At 75.4% G+C, this 22,261-nt stretch carries 2 protein-coding genes; both read right to left on the reverse strand.

The features are described from left to right. Nucleotides 1-19: 19 nt before the first annotated feature. A complete protein-coding gene (locus AB5J73_RS46875; protein WP_370966489.1) occupies nt 20-19,429 on the reverse strand; it encodes a type I polyketide synthase in 19,410 nt (6,469 codons plus the stop codon). A 61-nt stretch (nt 19,430-19,490) separates the two neighbouring features. Then, nucleotides 19,491-22,256 (reverse strand): acyltransferase domain-containing protein, encoded by a 2,766-nt coding sequence (locus tag AB5J73_RS46880; RefSeq protein ID WP_370966491.1) that lies wholly within the window; start codon nt 22,254-22,256, stop codon nt 19,491-19,493. Nucleotides 22,257-22,261 lie beyond the last annotated feature (5 nt).

Consider the following 22,261-nt stretch of genomic DNA (forward strand, 5'->3'; position numbering starts at 1 on the left):
TTTCAGCTCCAGGGGTGGGTCATCGGGAATCGGTACCGTCCAGCGCCAGCCGCACCAGCGCTTCGGCGTCCAAGTCGTCCAGGTCGTCGCCGGCGTCGGTGGCGTCTTCGAGCCCGGCCAGCTCCAGCAGCGCCGACATCAGGCCGGCGTCGCGGAACTTGGCCAGCGGCACGGTGGCCAGCGCCGCCCGGATCCGGGCTTCTTCGGGGTCGGTCGCGGCGCCGGGCCGCAGGACTTCGAGGAGGTGCGCGGCCAGCGCGGCCGGCGTCGGGTGGTCGAAGACGACCGTCGCGGGCAGCGCCACACCGGCCGCCGCCGCGAGGCGGTTGCGGAACTCCACCGAGGTCAGGGAGTCGAAGCCCAGCTCGGTGAACGGCCGGGCCGCCGGGACGGCGTCGGCACCGCGGTGCCCCAGCGCGACCGCCGCTTCGGTGCGGACCAGGGTCAGCAGCGTCCGCTCGGCCTCCGCCGGGTCCAGCTCGGCCAGTTCGTCCTGCAGGGCTCCGTCGGCCACCGGCTCGGTTTCCACTGCTCGCCGCGCGTCCGGCACCCCGAGCAGCAGGGCGCTCGGCCGGGCTGAGGTGAACGCGGGCACGAACCGGTCCCAGTCGACGTCGGCCAGGGTCAGCGCGGTCTCGTCCCGCCCGACCGCGCCGGCGAGCGCGCGGACCGCGAGGGCGGGCCGCAGGGTCCGCAGGCCCCGGCGCCGCAGGTAGTCCTCGGCGTCGTGGTCGGCCGCCATGCCGCCGTCGGCCCACGGGCCCCAGGCGAGCGCGGTCGCGGTCCGGCCCGCGGCCCGGCGGCGGCGGGCGAGCGCGTCGAGGTGGGCGTTGGCAGCGCCGTAGGCGGACTGGCCGCCGCTGCCCCAGACCCCCGCGATCGACGAGAACAGCACGAAGGCGTCCAGTTCGGCGTCGCCGAGCAGGGCGTCGAGGTTCTCGGCGCCGGCGACCTTGGCGGTCAGGATGCCCGCGAAGGGCCCGAGGTCCGCGTCTTCCAGCGGGGTCGCTCCCCCGGTGCCGGCCGCGTGGACGACGGCGGTGAGGTCGGCGCGGATGCCGTCGAGCACTTCGGCGAGCGCGGCGCGGTCGGCGACGTCGCACGCCGCGATCGTCGCCTCGGCACCCAGCGCGGTCAGCTCGGCGAGGAGGTCTTCCGCGCCCGGCGCCCGCCTGCCGCGGCGGCTGGTGAGGACGATCCGGTCCGCGCCGGCGGTCGCGAGCCAGCGGGCGACGTGGGCGCCGAGCGCGCCCGTGCCGCCGGTGACGAGCACCGTGCCGCGCGGCTGCCACGGCCGTCCGGCGGGGGCGCCGGTGACCGGGACGAGCCGCCGGACGAGCCGCCCTTCCCGCAGCGCGACCTGGTCTTCGGCCGGGTCGGCCAGTGCCTGGACGAGCAGTTCCCCGGTCCGGTCGTCGAATTCGGCGGGCAGGTCGACCAAGCCGCCCCAGGCGGCCGGGCGGTCGAGGGCGGCGCTGCGGCCGAGGCCCCAGACCTGGGCCTGGACGGCGTCGGGGGCCGCGTCGGCGGGCCCGGTCGCGACGGCATCGCGAGTGAGTGTCCACACCGGAATGTCGTTGACCGCGCGGAGGAGGGCGAGGGTCGCCGCCACCCCCGCCGGGACGACGTCGGTTCCCGGCGTAAGCGCCAGCAGGGACAGGACGGCGTCGGCTTCCACTTCGGCCAGATCGGCTTCGGTGGGGTCGTCGAGCCGGGTGACCGCGACGCCGTGCGCGGTGAGCGCCGCGGCGATCCGGTCGCCGAGCGCGGTTTCCGCGGCCGGGACGGCCAGCAGCCAGGTGCCCCGCGGCGCCGCACCGGTTTCCCGGGCCGGTTCCCAGGTGACCCGGTAGCGCCACGAGTCCACAACGGACTCTTCGTCGCGCTGGCGTCGCCAAGTCGACAACGCGGGCAGCAGCGCGGTCAACGACTCGCGCTGGTCCTCGTCGATCGCCAGCGCGCCGGCCAGCTCGCCGATGTCCGCGCGTTCGACCGCCGACCAGAACGCGGAGTCCGCCGCGGGTGCGGGGGCGGCCGGCTCGAGCCAGAAGTGCTCGTGCCGGAAGGCGTAGGTCGGCAAGGCCACGCGCCCGGCGGGCCCGAAGACCGCCGAGAGGTCCGCGGCCGCGCCGTGCGCGAACAGCGTCGACAGCGCGGTCAGCGCCGCCGCTTCCTCCGGCCGGTCGCGCCGCAGCGACGGCACGACCACGACGTCCCCGGTCACGGTGTCGCGGGCCATCGAGCTGAGCACGCCGTCCGGGCCCAGCTCCAGGAAGAAGCGGGCACCTTCGGCTTCGAGCGTCGCAATGCCGTCGGCGAACCGGACGGCTTCCCGCACGTGCTCCACCCAGTAGTCCGCGGTGAACGGCTCCGCGAGAGCACCGCTCACATTCGAGATCACCGGTATCTCCGCCGGGTGGTAGGTGACCTTGTCAGCCGCCGCGCGGAACTCGTCGAGCATCGGGTCGAGGTGCGGCGAGTGGAAGGCGTGGCTGACGCTGAGCCGCTTGGTCCGCACGCCGCGGCCCGCGAACTCCGCGGCGAGGGCGAGGACTTCGGGCTCGTCGCCGGAGACGACGACCGAGGCCGGGCCGTTGATGGCCGCGATCGACACCCGGTCGCCCAGCAGCGGCCGCACCTCGGCCTCCGGCGCGGCGATCGACACCATCGCGCCGCCCTTAGGCAGCGCCTGCATCAGCGCGGCACGGGCCGAGACGAGCAGGCACGCGTCTTCGAGGGAGAACACGCCGGCGACGTGCGCGGCGGCCAGCTCGCCGATCGAGTGCCCGGCGACGAACGCCGGCCGGACGCCCCACGACTCGAAGAGCCGGTACAGCGCCACTTCGACGGCGAACAGCGCCGGCTGGGTGAAGCCGGTCTCGTCCAGGCCCGGCGCGTCGCCGAAGACGACGTCCCGCACCGGCACGGTGAACTCGGCGCAGATCCGGTCGAACGCCGCCGCGAAGACCGGGTACCGGTCGTACAGCTCGCGGCCCATGCCGGCCCGCTGCGCGCCCTGGCCGGTGAACAGCACGGCGAGCTTGCCGGGCGACGCCGTGCCGCGGACCACGCCGGGTGCCGCTTCTCCGGCGGCCAGCGCGTGCAATCCGGAAAGCAGGTCCTCGCGGCTGCCGCCGAGCACGACCGCGCGGTCGTCGAAGCGGGTGCGGGCGAGCAGGGCGCCGGCGACCGCCACCGGAGAAGCGTCGGCGACCGCCGCCGCCAGCTTGCGGGCCTGGGCCCGCAACGCCGGTTCGCCCTTCGCCGACAGCGCCCAGGCGACCACCGGCGGCTCCGGCGCCGGGAGCGGCGCGGGTGCCGGGTCTTCGGGCAGTTCCAGGATGGCGTGGGCGTTGGTGCCGGAGATGCCGAACGCCGAGACCCCGGCCCGGCGCGGGTGCCCGGTGGCCGGCCACGCCCGCTGCTCGGTGAGCAGCTCGACCGCGCCGGCGTCCCAGTCCACCCGGGACGAAGGCGCGTCGACGTGCAGGGTCTTCGGGAGCACGCCGTGGCGCATGGCCATGACCATCTTGATCACCCCGGCCACGCCCGCGGCCGACTGCGTGTGCCCGAGGTTCGACTTCAGCGAGCCCAGCCACAGCGGTTCTTCGCGGTCCTGGCCGTAGGTCGCCAGCACCGCCTGCGCCTCGATCGGGTCGCCGAGGGTCGTGCCGGTGCCGTGCGCTTCCACCGCGTCGACGTCCGAAGTGGACAGACCGGCGCTCGCCAGCGCCGCGCGGATCACGCGCTGTTGCGAGGGTCCGTTCGGCGCGGTCAGGCCGTTCGAGGCGCCGTCGGAGTTGACGGCCGAACCGCGCAGGATCGCGAGGACTTCGTGGCCGTTGCGCCGGGCGTCCGACAGCCGCTCCAGGACGACCATGCCGGCGCCTTCGCTCCAGCCGGTGCCGTCGGCCGAGTCCGAGAAGGCCTTGCACCGGCCGTCCGGGGACAGGCCCCGCTGCCGGCTGAACTCGACGAAGATGTCCGGCGTGCCGAGGATCGCGACACCACCGGCCAGCGCGAGGTCGCATTCGCCCTGGCGGAGGGCCTGACCGGCCAGGTGCAGCGCGACCAGCGACGACGAGCACGCGGTGTCCACGGTGACCGCCGAGCCCTCCAGGCCCAGGTGGTAGGCGACCCGCCCGGACAGCACGCTGCCCGCGTTGCCGGTCATCAGGTGCCCTTCGACGCCGTCCGCGGCGGACGTGGAACCGGCGGCGTAGCCCGAGTGCGCGGCGCCGACGAACACGCCAGTGTTGCTGCCGCGCAACGTGCCCGGCTCGATCCCGGCCCGCTCGAAGGCTTCCCACGAGACCTCCAGCAGCAGCCGCTGCTGCGGGTCCATCGCGAGCGCCTCACGCGGCGAGATCCCGAAGAAGGCCGCGTCGAACTGCGCGGCGCCGGGCAGGAACCCGCCGCCCGAGGCGTAGAACGTGCCCGGGTGCGCCGGGTCCGGGTGATACAGCTCGTCGACCGGCCAGCCGCGGTCGGCCGGGAACCCGCCGATGGCGTCGCGGCCCTCGGCGACCAGCCGCCACAGTGCGTCGGCCGAATCGACGTCGCCGGGGAAGCGGCAGCTCATCGCCACGATCGCGACCGGGTCGTCCACCCGGCTCCGCGCCCGGCCGACCGGGGCCGCCACGGGTGCCGCGCCGGCCAGTTCGCCGTGCAGGTACCCGGCCAGCACCTCGGGGCTCGGGTAGTCGAAGACGAGCGTCGCGGGCAGCGTGCGACCGGTCGCGGTGGCGAGCCGGTTGCGCAGCTCGACCGCGGTGAGCGAGTCGAACCCGCTGTCCTTGAACGCCTTCGCGGGGTCGATGGCGTCGGGGCTCGCGTGCCCCAGCACCGCCGCGACGTGCTTGCGGACGAGGTCCAGCAGCTTGCTCGTGGCTTCCTCGGGGGCCAGGCCGGCCAGCCGCGCGGCCCAGCCGTCGTCGGCGACGGCGGCCCGCGCGCTGCGGCGGACCGGGGTGCGCACGAGCCCGCGCCACAGCGGGGCGAGGTCGTCCGCGGTGCGCAGCGCGGCCAGGTCCACGCGCATCGGCACGGCGACCGGCCGGCCGAGCCCGATCGCGGCGTCCATCGCGGCGAGTGCGTCCTCTGTGGACAGCGGCCGGATGCCGGCGCGCTCGATGCGGCCGCGGTCGCGGGCACCCAGCTTGCCGGTCATCGCGCTGCTGAGCGCCCACTGGCCCCAGGCGAGGGAAACCGCGGGCAGGCCCTGGGAACGCCGCCGGGCGGCCAGCGCGTCGAGGGCGCTGTTCGCCGCGGCGTACCCGCTTTGCCCGGCCGCGCCGACGATCCCGGCGACCGAGGAGAACAGGACGAACCAGGCCAGGTCGTGGTCCCGGGTAAGCCTGTCGAGCGCCTCCGCACCGTCCACTTTGGCGCGGAGCACGGCGGAAACCCGTGCCGGTGTCTGCGCTTCGAGCACGCCGTCGTCCAGTACGCCGGCGGCGTGCACCACCCCGATCAGCGGCTGCCCGGCGGGGATCGCCCGCAGCACGTCCGCCACGAAACCGGGCTCGGCCACGTCGCCGGCGGCCACGACCGCCTCGACGCCGAGCGCGGTCAGTTCGTCGATGAGCCCGGCGGCACCGGGCGCGGCCGCGCCCCGCCTGCCGACGAGCACCAGCCGCTCGACGCCGGGGCGCCGGGCGAGGTGCCGGGCGACGGCGGCGCCGAGCGTGCCGGTGCCGCCGGTGACGAGCACGGTGCCTGCCGGTTCGGGCCGCGGCAGCGTGAGCACGTTCTTGCCGACGTGCTTGGCCTGGCTGACGAACCGGAAGGCGTCGGCGGCGCGGCCGAGGTCCCAGGCGCGCACCGGCAACGGCGTCAGCTCGCCGCGGCCGAACGCGGCCAGCAGGTCGGCGAGGATGGCGGCGATCCGGTCCGCACCGGGGTCGCCGAGGTCGAAGGTGTGGTAGCCGGCGCCCTCGCGGACGTCGGTCTTGCCCAGTTCCACGAACTGCCCGCCGGGCTTGAGCAGCGCCAGCGAGGCGTCGGTGAACGCGCCGGTCAGCGAGTTCAGGACGACGTCGACGCCGCCGCGGAACTTCTCGCGGAAGTCCAGGGTGCGCGAGCTGGCCAGGTGGGCGTCGTCGAGGCCGAACGAGCGCAGCACGGCGTGCTTGCCTTCACTCGCCGTCGCGAACACTTCGGCGCCCTTCCACCGGGCCAGCTGCACCGCGGCCATCCCGACGCCGCCGGCCGCCGCGTGCACGAGCACGGACTGGCCGGGTTCGAGGCCGCCGAGGTCGAACAGGCCGTAGTAGGCGGTGACGAACGCGACCGGGACGGTCGCCGCCTCGGCAAACGTCCACCCGGCCGGGACCGCGGCCAGCCGGCGCGCGTCGGCGGTGGCTCGCGGCGCGAAGGCGTCGTCGATCAGGCCGAACACGCGGTCCCCGACGGCGAGGTTCCGAACCCCGTCGCCGGTCTCGACGACCACCCCGGCGGCTTCGGAACCGAGGCGGGCCCCGGGATCCGGGTACATGCCGAGGGAGATGAGCACGTCGCGGAAGTTCAGCCCGGCGGCGCGGACCTCGATCCGGACCTCGCCCGCGCCCAGCGGCGCTTCGGTCGTTCCGGTCAGCGCCAGGCTGTCGGTCGTGCCGCCGCCGGTGGTGACGAGCTGCCAGGAGTCGCTCGCAGGCGTCAGCGGCACGCCGGTCGCGCGGACCAGCCGCGGCGCCGACGCGGTGCCTTCGCGCAGGACCAGCTGCGGCTCGCCGAAGGTGTCCACAGTGGACAGGAGTGCTTCGGACCGCGGGTCGTCGTCGACGTCCACCAGGAGGAAGCGGCCCGGGTGTTCCGACTGCGCGGACCGCACCAGCCCGGCCGCCGCGGCCGCGGCGAGGTCACCGTCGGCCGCGCCGCGGGTGACGACGACGAGCCGGCCCGGCCGCTCTTCGGCGAGCCAGGTCTGCAGGCGCTCCAGGACCCGGCCGGCGGTCTCGTGCACGTCACCGTCGGGCACCCGGGCGAACCCGAGTTCCTCGCGCGGGGCCCCGGGTTCGGCGGTGACCTCGGTCCGGACCTGCTCGAAGAGCGTGTCCGGGACGGTGGCCGCGGCGGGGGCGACCGCGCGCAGCAGCAGCGAGCCGACGCTCACCACCGGGGCGCCGGTGGCGTCCCACGCGGTGAGCGCGACGGCGTTCTCCCCCGCCGGCGACAACCGGACCCGCAGCTCGGTGGCACCGGCGGCGTGCACGGCGGCCCGGGTGAAGGAGAACGGGACCCGGGCCGAGCCGTCGTCGGGCGTGACGATGCCGAGGCCGAGCGGGTGCAGCGCGGCGTCGAGCAGGGCCGGGTGCACCGCGAACCCGGCGGCGTCGAACGGTTCCGGCAGCGTCACTTCGGCGTAGACGTCGGTGCCGTCCCGCCAGACGCGGGTGAGGCCGCCGAAGGCTTCTCCGTAGGCGAAGCCCATCGCGGCCAGCCTGGGGTACAACCCGGCGATGTCGACCGCTTCGGCCCCCGCCGGCGGCCATTCGTCCGCACTTTCACGTGAAAGTGCGGACGAGCTGACGCTGCCGGTGGCGTGCTGGGTCCAGTCGGCGCCGGCGCTCCGCGAGTGCACCGCGATCGGGCGGCGCCCGGCGGTGTCGGCCGGGCCGGCCGACACCTGGACGGTGACCGCGCCGCGGGCGGGCAGCACCAGCGGGGCGGCGAAGGTCAGCTCGTCGACGACGGCGCAGCCGACCTGGTCACCGGCCTGGACGACGAGTTCGAGCAGCGCGGTGCCGGGGACGAGCACGGTGCCCGACAGCGCGTGCCCGGCCAGCCAGGGGTGCGTCTCCAGCGAGAGGCGTCCACTGAGGACGGTGCCTTCGTCGCCGGCGAGGTCGACGGCCGCGCCGAGCAGAGGGTGTTCGAGCGCGCCGACGCCGACGGCCCCGAGGTCGCCCCGGGCCGCTCCGGCGCGCGGCCAGTAGCGCTCGCGCTGGAACGGGTAGGTCGGCAGGTCGACGCGGCGGCCGCCGGGGAAGAACGCGGCCCAGTCGACGTCGACTCCGTGAACGTGAGCGGTGCTCAAAGCCGTGAGCAGTGCTCTCTCTTCAGCGCGGTCTCGTCGTAGCGCACTGATCGCGGTTCCGTCGACCATCGCGCTGAGCACGCCGTCCGGGCCCAGCTCCAGGAACACACCGACGCCTGCGGCTTGCAGCGTGGAGATGCCGTCGGCGAACCGGACGGCCTCGCGGACGTGGCGGACCCAGTAGTCCGCCGTGAACGGCTCGGCGAGAGCACCGCTCACATTCGAGATCACTGGTATCTCGGCGGGGTGGTAGGTGAGGGACTCGGCGACGGCGCGGAACCCGTCGAGCATGGGGTCCATCAGCGGCGAGTGGAACGCGTGGCTGACGGTGAGGCGCTTGGTCTTCGGGAACTGCGCCGCAATCGCCAGGACCGCGGCCTCGTCGCCGGAGATGACGACCGACTCGGGGCCGTTGACCGCGGCGATCGAGACGCCCTCGGTCAGCACGATGGCCGACTCGGGGGCCGCGATCGAGACCATCGCCCCGCCCGCGGGCAGGGCCTGCATCAGGGAAGCGCGCGCCGAGACCAGACGGCAGGCGTCCGCCAGGGACAGCACCCCGGCGACGTGCGCGGCGGAGATCTCGCCGATCGAGTGCCCGGCCACGAAATCCGGGCGGACGCCGAACGACTCCACCAGGCGGAACAGGGCCACCTCGACGGCGAACAGCGCCGGCTGGGTGAACTCGGTGCGGTTCAGCAGCTCGGCGTCGGCGAGGGCGTCGCGCAGGGCCGGGGTGAAGTGGGCGAGGACGGCGTCGAACGCGGCGGCGTAGACCGGGAACCGGGTGTAGAGCTCCTGGCCCATCCCGACGCGCTGGGCGCCTTGGCCGGTGAACAGCACCGCCAGCAGGGCGTCCGGGTCGGCCGTGCCGGTGACGATGTCGTCGCCCAGCCGCACCGCGCGGTGGCCGAGGCGGGCTCGGGTGGTGGCCAGTGAGAAACCGAGGTCGACCGGGTTCGCGTCCGGCAGGCCACTGATCAGGGTGTCGAGCGCCGCCGCGTCGTGGGCGGAGAACACCTGGGGCAGCAGTGCGTCGGTGGGCTCGGGGTCCGGTAGCGGTTCGGCGGCCGGCGCCTGCTCCAGGATCGTGTGCACGTTGGTGCCGCTGACGCCGAACGCCGAGACGGCGGCGCGGCGCGGACGGTCGCGCTCCGGCCAGCCGCGGGCTTCGGTGAGCAGCTCGACGGACCCGGCCGTCCAGTCCACTTGGGACGAAGGCGTGTCGACGTGCAGCGTGCGCGGCAAGACGCCGTGCCGCAGGGCTTCGACCGTCTTGATGACCCCGGCCATCCCGGCCGCGGCCTGCGTGTGGCCGAGGTTGGACTTGACCGAGCCGAGCCACAGCGGCTCCTCGCGGTCTTGGCCGTAGGTGGCCAGGAGGGCCTGCGCCTCGATCGGGTCGCCGAGCCGGGTACCCGTGCCGTGGGCTTCGACCGCGTCGACGTCCGAAGTGGACAGTCCGGCGTTCGCCAGCGCGGCCCGGATGACCCGTTGCTGCGAAGGACCGTTCGGAGCGCTCAAGCCGTTGGACGCGCCGTCCTGGTTGACCGCCGAGCCGCGTACGACGGCGAGGACCTGGTGGCCGTTGCGCTCGGCGTCCGAGAGGCGCTCCAGCAGGATCAGGCCGACGCCTTCGCCCCAGCCGGTGCCGTCGGCCGCGTCGGCGAAGGCCTTGCAGCGGCCGTCCGCGGCCAAGCCGCGCTGACGGGCGAACTCCAGGAACGCCATCGGCTTGGCCATGATCGCCACGCCGCCGGCCAGCGCCAGCGAGCACTCGCCCTGCCGCAGCGCCTGGCTCGCCAGGTGCATCGCGACCAGCGCCGACGAGCACGCGGTGTCCACCGTGACGGCGGGGCCTTCCAGCCCGAAGGTGTAGGACAGCCGTCCGGACATCACGCTGGGGGCTTCGCCGGTGAGCAGGTACCCCTCCGAACCGGACGGTCCCTGCTCGAGGTTCGAGCCGTAGCCGGAGCTGCTGGCCCCGACGAACACGCCGGTCGCGCTGCCGCGCAGCGAAGCCGGGTCGACGCCCGCGCGCTCGAACACCTCCCACGCCGTTTCCAGCAGCACGCGCTGCTGCGGGTCCATCGCCAGCGCCTCCCGCGGCGAGATGCCGAAGAAGCCCGCGTCGAAGTCGGCCGCGCCGGTCACGAACCCGCCGACCTCGGCGAACTCCGTGTCACCGAAGGAACTCAGGTCCCAGCCGCGGTCGGCCGGGAACGCGGTCAGCGCGTCGACGCCGTCGGTCACCAGGCGCCAGAGGTCTTCCGGCGAGCGCACGCCGCCGGGGAAGCGGCAGCCCATCGCGACGATCGCGATCGGTTCGTCGGTGGCGGCGGCCGAGGTGACCACCGCGGTTTCGGTGCGGCCCAGCAGCAGCCGGTGCAGTTCGGCGGCGAGCGCGGCCGGGTTCGGGTGGTCGAACACCAGTGTCGCGGGCAGCGTCAGCCCGGTCGCCGCGTTGATCCGGTTGCGGACCTCGACCGCGGTCAGCGAGTCGAAACCCAGCTCCCGGAACGCCCGGCCGGCCGGGACCGCGGTCGCCGAGTCGTGCCCGAGGACCGACGCGGCCTCGCCGCGGACGAGGTCCAGCAGCAGCCGGCGGGCCTCGGCCTCACCGAGTTCCGCGACGCGGCGGGCGAGCGCCGGGCGCTCGGTTTCCGGCTCGTCGGCGGCTTCGAGCAGCGCCCGGACCTCGGGGATGTCTTCGATCAGCGGCCGCCGCCGCGACAGCGTGAAGCCGGGCGCGAACCGCGCCCAGTCGACGTCGGCGACGGCCAGGAACACCTCACGCGCGTCGAGGGCCTGGCAGAGCGCCTCCACCGCGGCTTCCGGTGCCATTTCGCGGAGCCCGCGGCGGCGCAGCTGGTCCTCCAGCTCGACGTCGCCCGCCATGCCCCCGCCGCCCCAGAAACCCCAGGCGACCGAGGTGGCGGCGGCCCCGCGGGCGCGACGCTGCTCGGCGAGGGCGTCGAGGTAGGCGTTGCCCGCGCCGTACGCCCCCTGGCCGCCGGAGCCCCAGACACCGGCGTTCGAGGAGAAGAGCACGAAGGCGTCGACGTCGTCGCCGAGCAGCTCGTCCAGGTTCCGGGCGCCCGCGACCTTACCGCCGATGACGTCGGCGAACTCGGCCGCGGTGGTCTCCCGCACCGGGGTCGCCTGCGGCAGCCCGGCGGCGTGCACGACCGCGCGCACCGGCTCGCCGAGACCGGCCAGCAGCGCGGCGAGCGAGTCGCGGTCGGCGACGTCGCACGCGGCGATCGTGACCCGCGTCCCGAGCGCGGTCAGCTCGGCTTCGAGGTCGGCCGCGCCGGGCGCGTCCGGGCCGCGGCGGCTGGTGAGCACGAGGTGCTCGGCGCCGTCGGTGGCGAGGCGGCGGGCCACGTGCGCGCCCAGCGCCCCGGTGCCGCCGGTGATCAGGACCGTGCCGCGCGGCTTCCAGCGCTCGGCCGGCGGGGTGAAGGGGGCGCGGACCAGGCGCCGGGCCAGCAGCCCCGACGGCCGGATCGCGACCTGGTCTTCATCGTCCACACCGGACAGCGCGGCGGCGAGCAGACCCGCGGTCGCGGCGTCCGGCTCCGCGGGCAGGTCGAGCAGCCCGCCCCAGATCCCGGGCAGTTCGAGCCCGATCACCCGGCCCAGGCCCCACGTCATGGCCTGCGCGGGACGGAGATCGATCCCGCCGCGGGTCAGCAGCCACAACGGCGTCTCGCCGTCGGCCATGGCCTGGGCCAGCGCGAGGTTCGCGGTGGCGCCGGCGGGCAGGAAGTCCGCCTCCGGCGCCGGGGTTTCGTCGAGCGCGAGCAGCGACACGACCCCGGCGTACCCCTCCCCGCCGGTGAACTCCGGGACGACGACCGGCTCGGCGCCGTGGGCCGCCAAAGCCGCCGGGACACCGCAGTCTTCGTGCCCGGCCGGGACGACGACCAGCCAGCGCCCGGACAGCTCCGGCGTGGCCGGCGTGCCGACGGGCTTCCACTCGACGCGGTAGCGCCACGAGTCCACTTCGGACGCGGCGCGGGTCCGGTCGCGCCAGCGGGTCAGCGCGGGCAGCACCTCGGCCAGTGTGCTCCCGGGCGTGACGTCGAGGGTGCCGGCGACCGCGTCGAGGTCGAGGCCGTCGACGGCGGCCCAGAAAGCGGCGTCCACCGGGTCGGCGGCCGACTGCGGCGCGACCCCCGCGTCCAGCCAGTAGCGGCGGCGCTGGAAGGCGTAGGTGGGCAGGTCGACGCGGTGGGCGCCGGGGAACGCGGGCGTCCAGTCCACGACGACCCCGCGCACGTGCGCCTCGCCGAGCGAGCGCAGGAACCGCTCGTACCCGCCGTCGTCGCGGCGCAGCGAACCGAGCGCCTCGACGCCGTCGGCCTCGCCGATCGCCATCGTCAGCACCGGGTGCGGCGAGGACTCGACGAACGTGCCGAACCCTTCCGCGGCCAGCGTGGCGACGGCGACGTCGAGCCGGACGGTCTCGCGGAGGTTGGTGTACCAGTACTCGGCGTCCAGCTCGGCGCCGTCGATCCAGGCGCCGGTGACGGTCGAGAAGAACGCGATGTCGCCGGTCCGCGGCCGGATCGGGGCCAGCACACCGAGGAGTTCCCCGCGCAGCTGCTCGACCTGCGCCGAGTGGGAGGCGTAGTCGACGGGGATCCGCTTGGCCCGCACGCCGTCCGCCTCGCACGCGGTGATCAGCGCGTCCAGTGCGCCGGGCGTACCCGAGACGACGACGGCGGCCGGGCCGTTCACCGCGGCGATCGACAGCCCGCCGGTCAGCCGCGCTTCGACCGCGGCCAGTGGCGCGGCGACGGAAACCATGCCACCGCCGCCGGCGAGCGCCAGGATCGCCTTGCTGCGCAACGCGACCACCCGGGCACCGTCCTCGAGGGACAGTGCGCCGGAGACGACCGCGGCGGCGATTTCCCCCTGCGAGTGCCCCACGACCGCGTCCGGCACGACCCCGAAGGACCGCCACAGCTCGGCCAGCGACACCATCACGGCCCACAACGCGGGCTGCACGACGTCGACCCGCGCCAGCTCCGAAGCGTCGGCCAGCACGTCCCGCAGCGACCAGTCCACAAAGGATGACAACGCGGCGGCGCACTCGTCGAGCCGCGCCCCGAACACCGGCGACGACCCGGCCAGCTCCAGCGCCATGCCCGCCCACTGCGAACCCTGCCCGGGGAACACGAGCGCGGTCCGGCCCGTGCCGGCGGTCCCGGTGACCACGTTCGGCGCCGGAATCCCCTCCGCCAACGCGGAAAGACCGGTCAGCAGCGCGTCCCGGTCTCCGGTGACCACCGCGCGGTGCGGGAAGGCGGTCCGGGAAGTGGCCAGCGAGAAGGCGAGGTCGGCGACGTTGTGCTCACCCGCTCGCCCCTGCAGCGCAAGCGCTTGCGCCTGCAGTGCCTCGGGCGACTTGGCCGACAGCACCCACGGCACCACCGGCGGCTCGGGCGTCGGCTCGACGTCGGCGACGTCGCCCTGCTCGAGGAGCACGTGGGCGTTGGTGCCGGAGATGCCGAACGACGAGATCGCGGCCCGGCGCGGCCGTGGCCGCTCCCACGGGCGCGGTTCGCCGAGCAGGCGCACCGCGCCGCTGTCCCAGTCCACGTGGGACGACGGCGTTTCCGCGTGCAGCGTCCGCGGCATCAGCCCGTGCCGCAGCGCCTGCACGGTCTTGATCACCCCGGCGACCCCGGCGGCGGCCTGGGCGTGGCCGATGTTCGACTTGAGCGAGCCGAGCCACAGCGGCTCCTCGCGGTCCTGCCCGTAGGTGGCCAGCAGCGCCTGCGCCTCGATCGGGTCGCCCAGCGCCGTGCCGGTGCCGTGCGCCTCCACGAGGTCGATGTCCGAAGTGGACAGACCGGCGTCGGCCAGTGCCGCGCGGATCACGCGCTGCTGGGCCGGTCCGCTGGGGGCGCTGAGGCCGTTCGAAGCGCCGTCCTGGTTCAGCGCGCTGCCCTTCAGCACGGCGAGCACCGGGTGCCCGAGGCGCCGCGCGTCGGACAGCCGCTCGACCAGCACGATGCCCGCGCCTTCGGCCATGCCCATGCCGTCGGCACCGGCGCCGAACGCCTTGCAGCGCCCGTCCGCGGCCAGGCCGCGCTGGCGGCTGAACGCGGTCAGCGACGCCGGCGTCACCATCACCGCGACCCCGCCCGCGAGGGCGAGCGAGCATTCACCGCGGCGCAGGGCCTGCGCCGCGAGGTGCAGCGCCACCAGCGACGACGAGCAGGCCGCGTCGATCGTGAGCGCCGGGCCTTCCAGGCCGAGGGTGTAGGCGACCCGGCCGGACAGCACGCTCGACACGCTGCCGGTGAGCAGGTGCCCTTCGAGGCCGTCCGGGATGTCGCGCATCCGGGCGTGGTAGTCCTGGTAGTTCGCGCCGACGAAGACACCCGCGGACTCGCCGCGCAGCGTGGCCGGGTCGATCCCGGCGTGCTCGATCGCCTCCCACGAGATCTCCAGCAGCAGCCGCTGCTGCGGGTCCATCGCCAGCGCCTCACGCGGCGAGATGCCGAAGAAGCCGGCGTCGAAGTCGGCGACGTCGTGCAGGAAGCCGCCGTGGCGGACGGTCGAGGTGCCCTGCTCGTCGGCGTCGCCGCCGAACAGCTTCGCCAGGTCCCAGCCGCGGTCGGTGGGGAACCCGGAGATGGCGTCGCGGCCTTCGGCGACGAGGGTCCACAGGTCGTCGGCGGACCGCACGCCGCCCGGGTACCGGCAGCCCATGCCGATGATCGCGATCGGGTCGTCGGCGTTCGCGACCCGGGTCGACGCGACCGCTTCGGTGCGCGTGCCGAGCACCTGGTCCCGCAGGTGCGCGGCGAGCCGCTGCGGTGTCGGGTGGTCGAAGACCAGCGTCGCGGGCAGCCGCAGGCCGGTCGCGGCGGCGATCCGGTTGCGGACGTCCAGCGCGGTCAGCGAGTCGAAGCCGAGGTCGGTGAACGGCCGGTCCGGCTCGACGGCGGCGCCGTTCGCGTGCCCGAGCACCGCGGCGGCCTGGGCGCGGACCAGTTCGAGGAGCTGCCGGTCGGCTTCGTCGCCGGACAGCCCGGCGAGCTGCGCCGCCAGCGCCGGCGCCTCCGCGGCGGGCGCCTTCGCGGTTTCCTTCAGCCGCTTGACCTGCGGCAGGTCGTCGAACAGCGGCCGGGCCCGCCCGGCGGTGAACACCGGCAGGAACCGCGCCCAGTCGACGTCGGCGAGCACCGCGAAGGTCTCGTCGTGGCCGAGGGTTTCGTGCAGCGCGGCGACGGCCGTGGCCGGGTCCATCAGCGGCAGGCCGCGCCGGGCGAGCTGCCCGGTGTCGACGCCTTCGGACATCCCGCCCCGGCCCTCGATCTCGGTCGGGGCCCAGACGCCCCAGGCGATCGACGTCGCGGTCGCGCCCCGGGCCCGGCGCCGCTCGGCGAGGGTGTCGAGGAAGTTGTTGGCCGCCGAGTAGCCGGCGTGGTCGCCGCTGCCCCAGACGCCGGCGATCGAGGAGAACAGGACGAACGCGTCGAGGTCGTCGCCGAGCAGCTCGTCCAGGTGACGGGCGCCGGCGACCTTCGCCCGGACGACCTCGGCGAACCCGGGCAGGGTCGTCTCGGTCACCGGCAGGAGCTCGACCGTGCCCGCGGCGTGGAAGACCGCGCGGACCGGTTCGCCGAGGTCCGCCAGCAGCGCGGTGAGGGCGGCGCGGTCGGCGACGTCGCAGCGGGCGAGCGTGACGCGGGTGCCGAGCGCTTCCAGCTCGGCGGCCAGTTCGGTGGCGCCGGGCGCGTCCGGGCCGCGGCGGCCGGTCAGCACCAGGTGCGACGCGCCTTCCCCGGCGAGCCAGCGGGCGACGTGCGTGCCGAGCGCCCCGGTGCCGCCGGTGACGAGGATCGTGCCTTCGGGCCGCCACCGCGCCGGCCGGGCCTGCTCGCCCTTGCCCGCGGGGTGCAGCCGCCGGACCCGGACGCCGCCGGGCCGCACGGCGAGCTGGTCTTCGGCACCGCGCGCGGCGAGGATCCGGCCCAGCTGGTCCAGTTCGGCGGCGGACGGACCGGCGGTGAGGTCGACGAGACCGCCCCAGCGGTCGGCGTGCTCCAGCGCGAGCACGCGCCCGAGGCCCCAGAGCAGCGACTGCTCGATGCCCGGCAGCTCGTCGGCGGGGCCGGTGCGGACCGCGCCGCGGGTCAGCACCCACAGCGGCGCGCCGATCCCGGCGTCACCGAGGGCCTGGGCGAGGACGAGCGTGAGGATCAACCCGGCCGGGCTCTCGGGGAACTCCGGGTGCGGCCGTTCGTCACTCGCGAGCAGCGAGACGACGCCGTCGTACGGCCCGGCGAAGCGCTCGGCCAGCGCGGCCCGGTCGGTGTCGGTGAGCACGAGGGTCTCGACGTCGGCGGTGCGGGCCAGCGCGTCGACGACGTCCTGGCCGGAGCCGTCTTCGCCGCGCACGACCAGCCAGCGCCCGGACGGCGCGGCGGCGGGCAGGTCGGCGGGCTTCCAGGTGATCCCGTACCGCCAGGAGTCCACGGTGGATTCCGTGGTGCGGCGCCGCCGCCACTTCGCCAGGGCCGGGAGGACCTCGTCGAGCGGGGTGTCGACGGAGACGCCGAGGGTGCCCGCGAGGTCCGCCGGGTCGTCGCGGTCGACGACGTCCCAGAACCGTGCGTCGGCGGGCGCGACCCGGCCGCCGTGGCCGTCCTCGGTGTGCAGCCAGAAGCTTTCGCGCTGGAACGCGTAGGTGGGCAGGGCGACGCGGCCCGCGCCGGGGAACGCCGGGGTCCAGTCGACCTCGACGCCGGCGCAGTGCGCTTCGCCGAGCGCCAGCTGGAACCGGGCGAGCCCGCCGTCGCCGCGGCGCAGGGTGCCCAGCGCGGTCGCGGTCTCGCCGATGGCCATCGTCAGGACCGGGTGCGGCGACGCCTCGACGAACGTGCCGAAGCCGCGCTCGGTCAGCGCGCGGACGGCGTCGTCGAGCAGCACGGTGCCGCGGAGGTTGGTGTACCAGTACGTCGCGTCCAGCTCGGCGCCGTCGGCCCAGTCGCCGGTGACGGTGGAGAAGAAGCCGGTTCCGGCGGTCCGCGGCGCGATCGGGGCGAGCACGCTCAGGAGCTCGTCGCGGATCTCTTCGACCTGCGCGGAGTGCGACGCGTAGTCCACCGGGATCCGCTTGGCGCGGACGCCGCCGGCCTCGCAGGCCGCGATCAGCGCGTCCAGAGCCCGGGGTTCGCCCGAGACCACCACCGCGGCCGGGCCGTTCACCGCCGCGATCGAAAGTCCCTCGGTCAGGAGCGCCTCGACGGTCTCCCGCGAGGCGGCCACCGAAACCATGCCCCCGCGCCCGGCCAGCGCCAGGATCGCCTTGCTGCGCAACGCGACCACGCGAGCACCGTCCTCGAGGGACAGCGCACCCGACACCACGGCGGCCGCGATCTCACCCTGCGAGTGACCCACGACCGCGTCCGGGACGACGCCGTGCGAACGCCACAGCTCGGCCAGCGACACCATCACGGCCCACAACGCGGGCTGCACGACGTCGACCCGCGCCAACGCGTCGGCGTCCGCGAGAACATCACGCAGCGACCAGTCCACGAAGGACTCCAGAGCCGCCGCGCATTCGTCGAGCCGGGCCGCGAACACCGGCGCCGACTCCGCCAGGTCCAGCGCCATCCCGGCCCACTGCGAGCCCTGCCCCGGGAACACCAGAGCGACCTTGCCGGGCTTCGCGGCCACGCCGGTCACCACGGAGTCGTCCGGTGCGCCGGCGGCGACCGCGGCGAGCCCGCGGAGGAGTTCGCCCCGGTCGTGCCCGACCACGACGGCCCGGTGCTCGAACCGGGCCCGGGTGAGGGCCAGGGAGCACCCGACCTCGGCCGGCCCGAGGCCGTCCACCGCCGGCATCAGCGCCGCGGCCTGCGCCCGGAGCGCTTCCGCGGTCCGACCGGAGACGACCCACGGCACGACCGCCCCGGCCCCCATGCGCCCCAATGTGGCGTTCGGTGCGTCCAGCGCACCCAACGCCACATTGGGGCGCTCTGGGGCGGCTTCGAGGATCGCGTGCGCGTTGGTCCCGCTGATGCCGAACGACGACACCGCCGCGCGACGCGGGTGGTCGCGCTCGGGCCATTCGACGTCTTCGGCCAGCAGCCGCAGCGTGCCGTCGGACCAGTCCACTTCGGACGTCGGGCGCTCGGCGTGCCGCGACTTCGGCAACGTCGAGTGCTGCAGCGCCAGCACGGCCTTCATGACGCCGGCGACGCCCGCCGCGGCCTGCGTGTGCCCGATGTTCGACTTCACCGAACCCAGCCAGAGCGGCTGCTCCGGCGACCGGCCGCGCCCGTAGGTCTCCAGCAGCGCCTGCGCTTCGATCGGGTCGCCCAGCGGTGTCCCGGTGCCGTGGGCCTCCATCAGGTCGACCTGGCTCGCCGCCACCCGGGCGTTGGCGAGCGCGTCGAGGATGACCCGTTCCTGCGACGGCCCGTTCGGCGCGCTCAGCCCGTTCGACGCGCCGTCGGAGTTGACCGCCGAGCCGCGCACGACCGCGAGCACCGGGTGCCCGTTGCGCTGCGCGTCGGAAAGCCGTTCCAGCACCAGCATCCCGGCGCCCTCGGCGGCGCCGAACCCGTCGGCGTCGGCGGAGAACGGCTTGCACCGGCCGTCCGGGGAGAGGGCCCGCTGCCGGCTGAGCTCGATGAGGATGCCCGGCGTCGCCATCACGGTCACGCCGCCGGCCAGCGCCAGCGAACACTCGTCGCGGCGCAGCGCCTGCACCGCCCAGTGCAGCGCGACCAGCGACGACGAGCACGCGGTGTCGACGGTGACCGCGGGGCCCTCCAGCCCGAGGACGTAGGCGATCCGGCCGGAGGCGACGCTGGTGATCGTGCCGGTGAGCAGGTGCCCCTCGACCGACTCGGGCACCTTGTGCGAGCTCGGCACGTAGTTCTGCTGCATGGCGCCGACGAACACGCCGGTGCGGCTCGACTTCAGCGTCCGCGGGTCGATGCCGCCGCGCTCGAGGGCTTCCCACGACGTCTCCAGCAGCAGCCGCTGCTGCGGGTCCATCGCCAGCGCCTCACGCGGGGAGATGCCGAAGAAGCCCGCGTCGAACCGGTCGGCGTCGTGCAGGAACGCACCGCCGCGCATGGAGAACGTACCCGGCCGCGACGGGTCCGGGTCGTACAGCGACGCGAGGTCCCAGTCCCGGCCGTCGGGCAGCTCGCCGACGACGTCCTCGCCGTCGGTCACCAGCCGCCACAACGCTTCCGGCGTCTCGATCCCGCCCGGGAAGCGGCAGCCCATGCCGACGATCGCGATCGGCTCGGTTTCCCGCGCCTCGAAGTCCCGCAACCGCTGCTTGGCCTGGCGCAGGTCCGCGGTGGCCAGCTTCAGGTAGTCGCGAAGCTTGTCCTCGTTCGACATGTGCCGTCAACTCCGTGCCTTGTCCGCGCCGCCGGGGTGGCGGCGCCGGCCCGACCCCGTCTCAGGACAGGTCGAGCTCTCGATCGAGCAGTGCGAAGATTTCGTCGTCCGACGCGGCGTCGAGCGGCGCGTCCCCGGCTTCGGGGCCGCCCGCGTCGTCCGCGCCGTCGAGCCGGAACAGCAGGTCGCGCAGCCGGACCTTGACCCGGCCGTGCAGCGGCGGCCCGCCCGCGTCGGCGAACAGCGCCTGCTCCAGCCGGTCGAGGCCGGCGAGGACGTCGGAGTCCTCGGTGGACGGTCGAAGCGCGTCGAGCAGGTGCCCCGCCAGCGCGTCCGGAGTCGGGTAGTCGAAGACCAGCGTGGTGCGCAGTTTCAGCCCAGTCGCCTCGGCGAGCCGGTTGCGCAGCGCCACCGCCGTGAGCGACTCGAAGCCGAGCTCGCTGAACGCGCTGTCGCCGCCGATCCCGGCGGCCGTCTCCCGGCCGAGCACCTCGGCGGTGTGCTCGCGGACCAGGTCCAGCACCAGTTCGGCGCGGGCGGGCTCGGGCAGCGAGGCCAGCCGCGCGGCGAACCCGCCCTCGGGAGCGCTGCGCGTGACCGGTTCGGTGTGCGGGGCGCGGACGTACTCCCCCGGCAGCGCGCCGAGGACGACGTTTTCGGCCGAGAAGACCGGCCGCCCCACGGTGTCGGTGGCCGCCACGGACACCGACTCCGGGCCGGTGGCCCGCAGCCGGACCCGCAACGCCGGCGCCCCGGCCGTGTGCAGGGCCAGCCCGCTCCACGACGACGCGAGCCAGCCTTCGGACTCCGCCGCGGCGGGGAACAACGCGACCGCCTGGAGCGCGGAATCGAGCAGCGCGGGGTGGATGCCGTAGCCAGCGCCGCCCCCGGCCTGCACCGGCAGCGCGACTTCGGCGAACAGCTCGCCGTCGAGCGACCAGGCGCCGGTGAGCCCGCCGAACTCCGGGCCGAGCTCGATGCCGTGCGCCCGCAGGCGGTCCCGCGCGGTCTGGGTGTCCTCGGCGGCGGCACCCGGCGGCGGCCATTCGACGGGCGGCTCGGCGCCGGCCGCCGCGCCCGCGGTCTCGGCCATGATCCCGGTCGCGTGCCGCGTCCACGGGCCGCCCTGGGCGGCGCCGACCGAGTCGGGCCGGGCGAACACGCCGATCCGGCGCGCCCCGGCGTCGTCGACCGGGCCGATCCGCACCTGCAGGCACAGCGCCTCTTCGGCGAAGACGACCGGCAGGTGCTGGGTGAGCTCTTCGATCCGGGCGCAGCCCAGTTCGGACGCCGCGTGCAGGATCAGCTCGACCAGCACCGCCGACGGCAGCACGGTCCGGCCGAACACGGTGTGCCCGGCCAGCCACGGCTGCTGCGCGGCGGACAGCCGGCCGGTGAACAGCCAGCCGCCGTCCTCGGCGAGTTCGACCGCCGCGCCGAGCAGCGGGTGCCCGGCGGCCAGCAGGCCGGCGGCGGCGACCGTGGCGTCCGAACCGGACTCCGGCAGCGTCACCGGCTCGGCACCGCCGGGGAAGGCCGCGGTCCAGTCGACGCCCACCCCGGACACGTAGGCCGCGGCCAGCGAGCCGAGGAACGAGCGCGGGCCGTCCTCACGACGGCGGATCGAGCCGAGCACCACCGCGCGGCCGTCGAGCGTGTCGATCGTGTCCTGCACCGCGACCGTGAGCACCGGGTGCGGGCTGATTTCGGCGAAGACGCCGAGCCCCTGCGCGACGAGCCCGCGGGTGGCCTCGTCGAAGCGGACCGGGTTGCGCAGGTTCCGGAACCAGTAGCGGGCGTCGAGCACCGAGGTGTCGAGCGGGCCTTCGGTGACCGTCGAGTGGAACGGGACGGCGGTGGACGACGGCGCGAGCGGGGCGAGGTCGGCCAGCAGCCGGTCGCGGATGCCGTCGATGTGCCGCGAGTGCGCGGCCAGCCCGACCGGGATGCGCCGGGCCCGCACGCCTTCGGCGGTCAGGTCGGCCAGGAGTCCTTCCACCGCACCGGAATCGCCGGAGACGACGACCCACGACGGCGCGTTCACGGCACCGATGTCGAGCCCGTCCCGGCCCGCCAGCCGCGACCGGACGTCGGCGACCGGCAGGGGGACGGAGATCATGTCGCCGCGGCCGGACAGCGTGGCCTGCGCCTGGCTCCACCGCGCGGCCACCCGCATGCCGTCCTGGTGGGACAGCGCGCCGGTCGCGCAGGCCGCGGCGACCTCGCCGAGGCTGTGCCCGACGACGGCGGCGGGTTCCACGCCGTGCGAACGCCAGAGGGCGGCCAGCGCCACCATCACCGCGAACAGCACCGGCTGCACGACGTCGGCCCCGTCGTCCAGCGTGGGCGCGCCGGGGCGGCCGTGCAGGACGTCCACAATGGACCAGTCGGCGAAGGCGGCGAGCGCGGCGTCGCAGCGCGCGATCTCCCCGGCGAACACCGGCGACCACTCCAGCAGGTCCAGGGCCATGCCCGGCCACTGCGAACCCTGGCCGGGGAACACGAACACGACCCGCTCGGCCCGCCGGGCGCTGCCGCGCACGACGTCCGGCGGGTTCTGGCCGGCCGCGAGGGCCTCCAGACCGCGCAGGCCGCCGTCGCGGCCGCCGGAGAGCAGCACGGCCCGGTGCGCCCGGCCGGTGTCCTCGGCGGCGACCGAGCGCGCGAACGACTCGAACGGCGTGTCGGGGTGCTCGGCGAGGTACCGGGCGAGGCGGTGGGCCTTCGACCGCAGGCCCGCCTTGCTGTCGGCGGAGACGATCAGGGGCACGACGTCGTGACCACTGCCGGTGTGCTCGTGCTCGGTCGTCAGGGTCGGGGTGGCCACTGCTT

It is taken from the genome of Amycolatopsis sp. cg9, from assembly GCF_041346945.1.
Taxonomy (GTDB): domain Bacteria; phylum Actinomycetota; class Actinomycetes; order Mycobacteriales; family Pseudonocardiaceae; genus Amycolatopsis.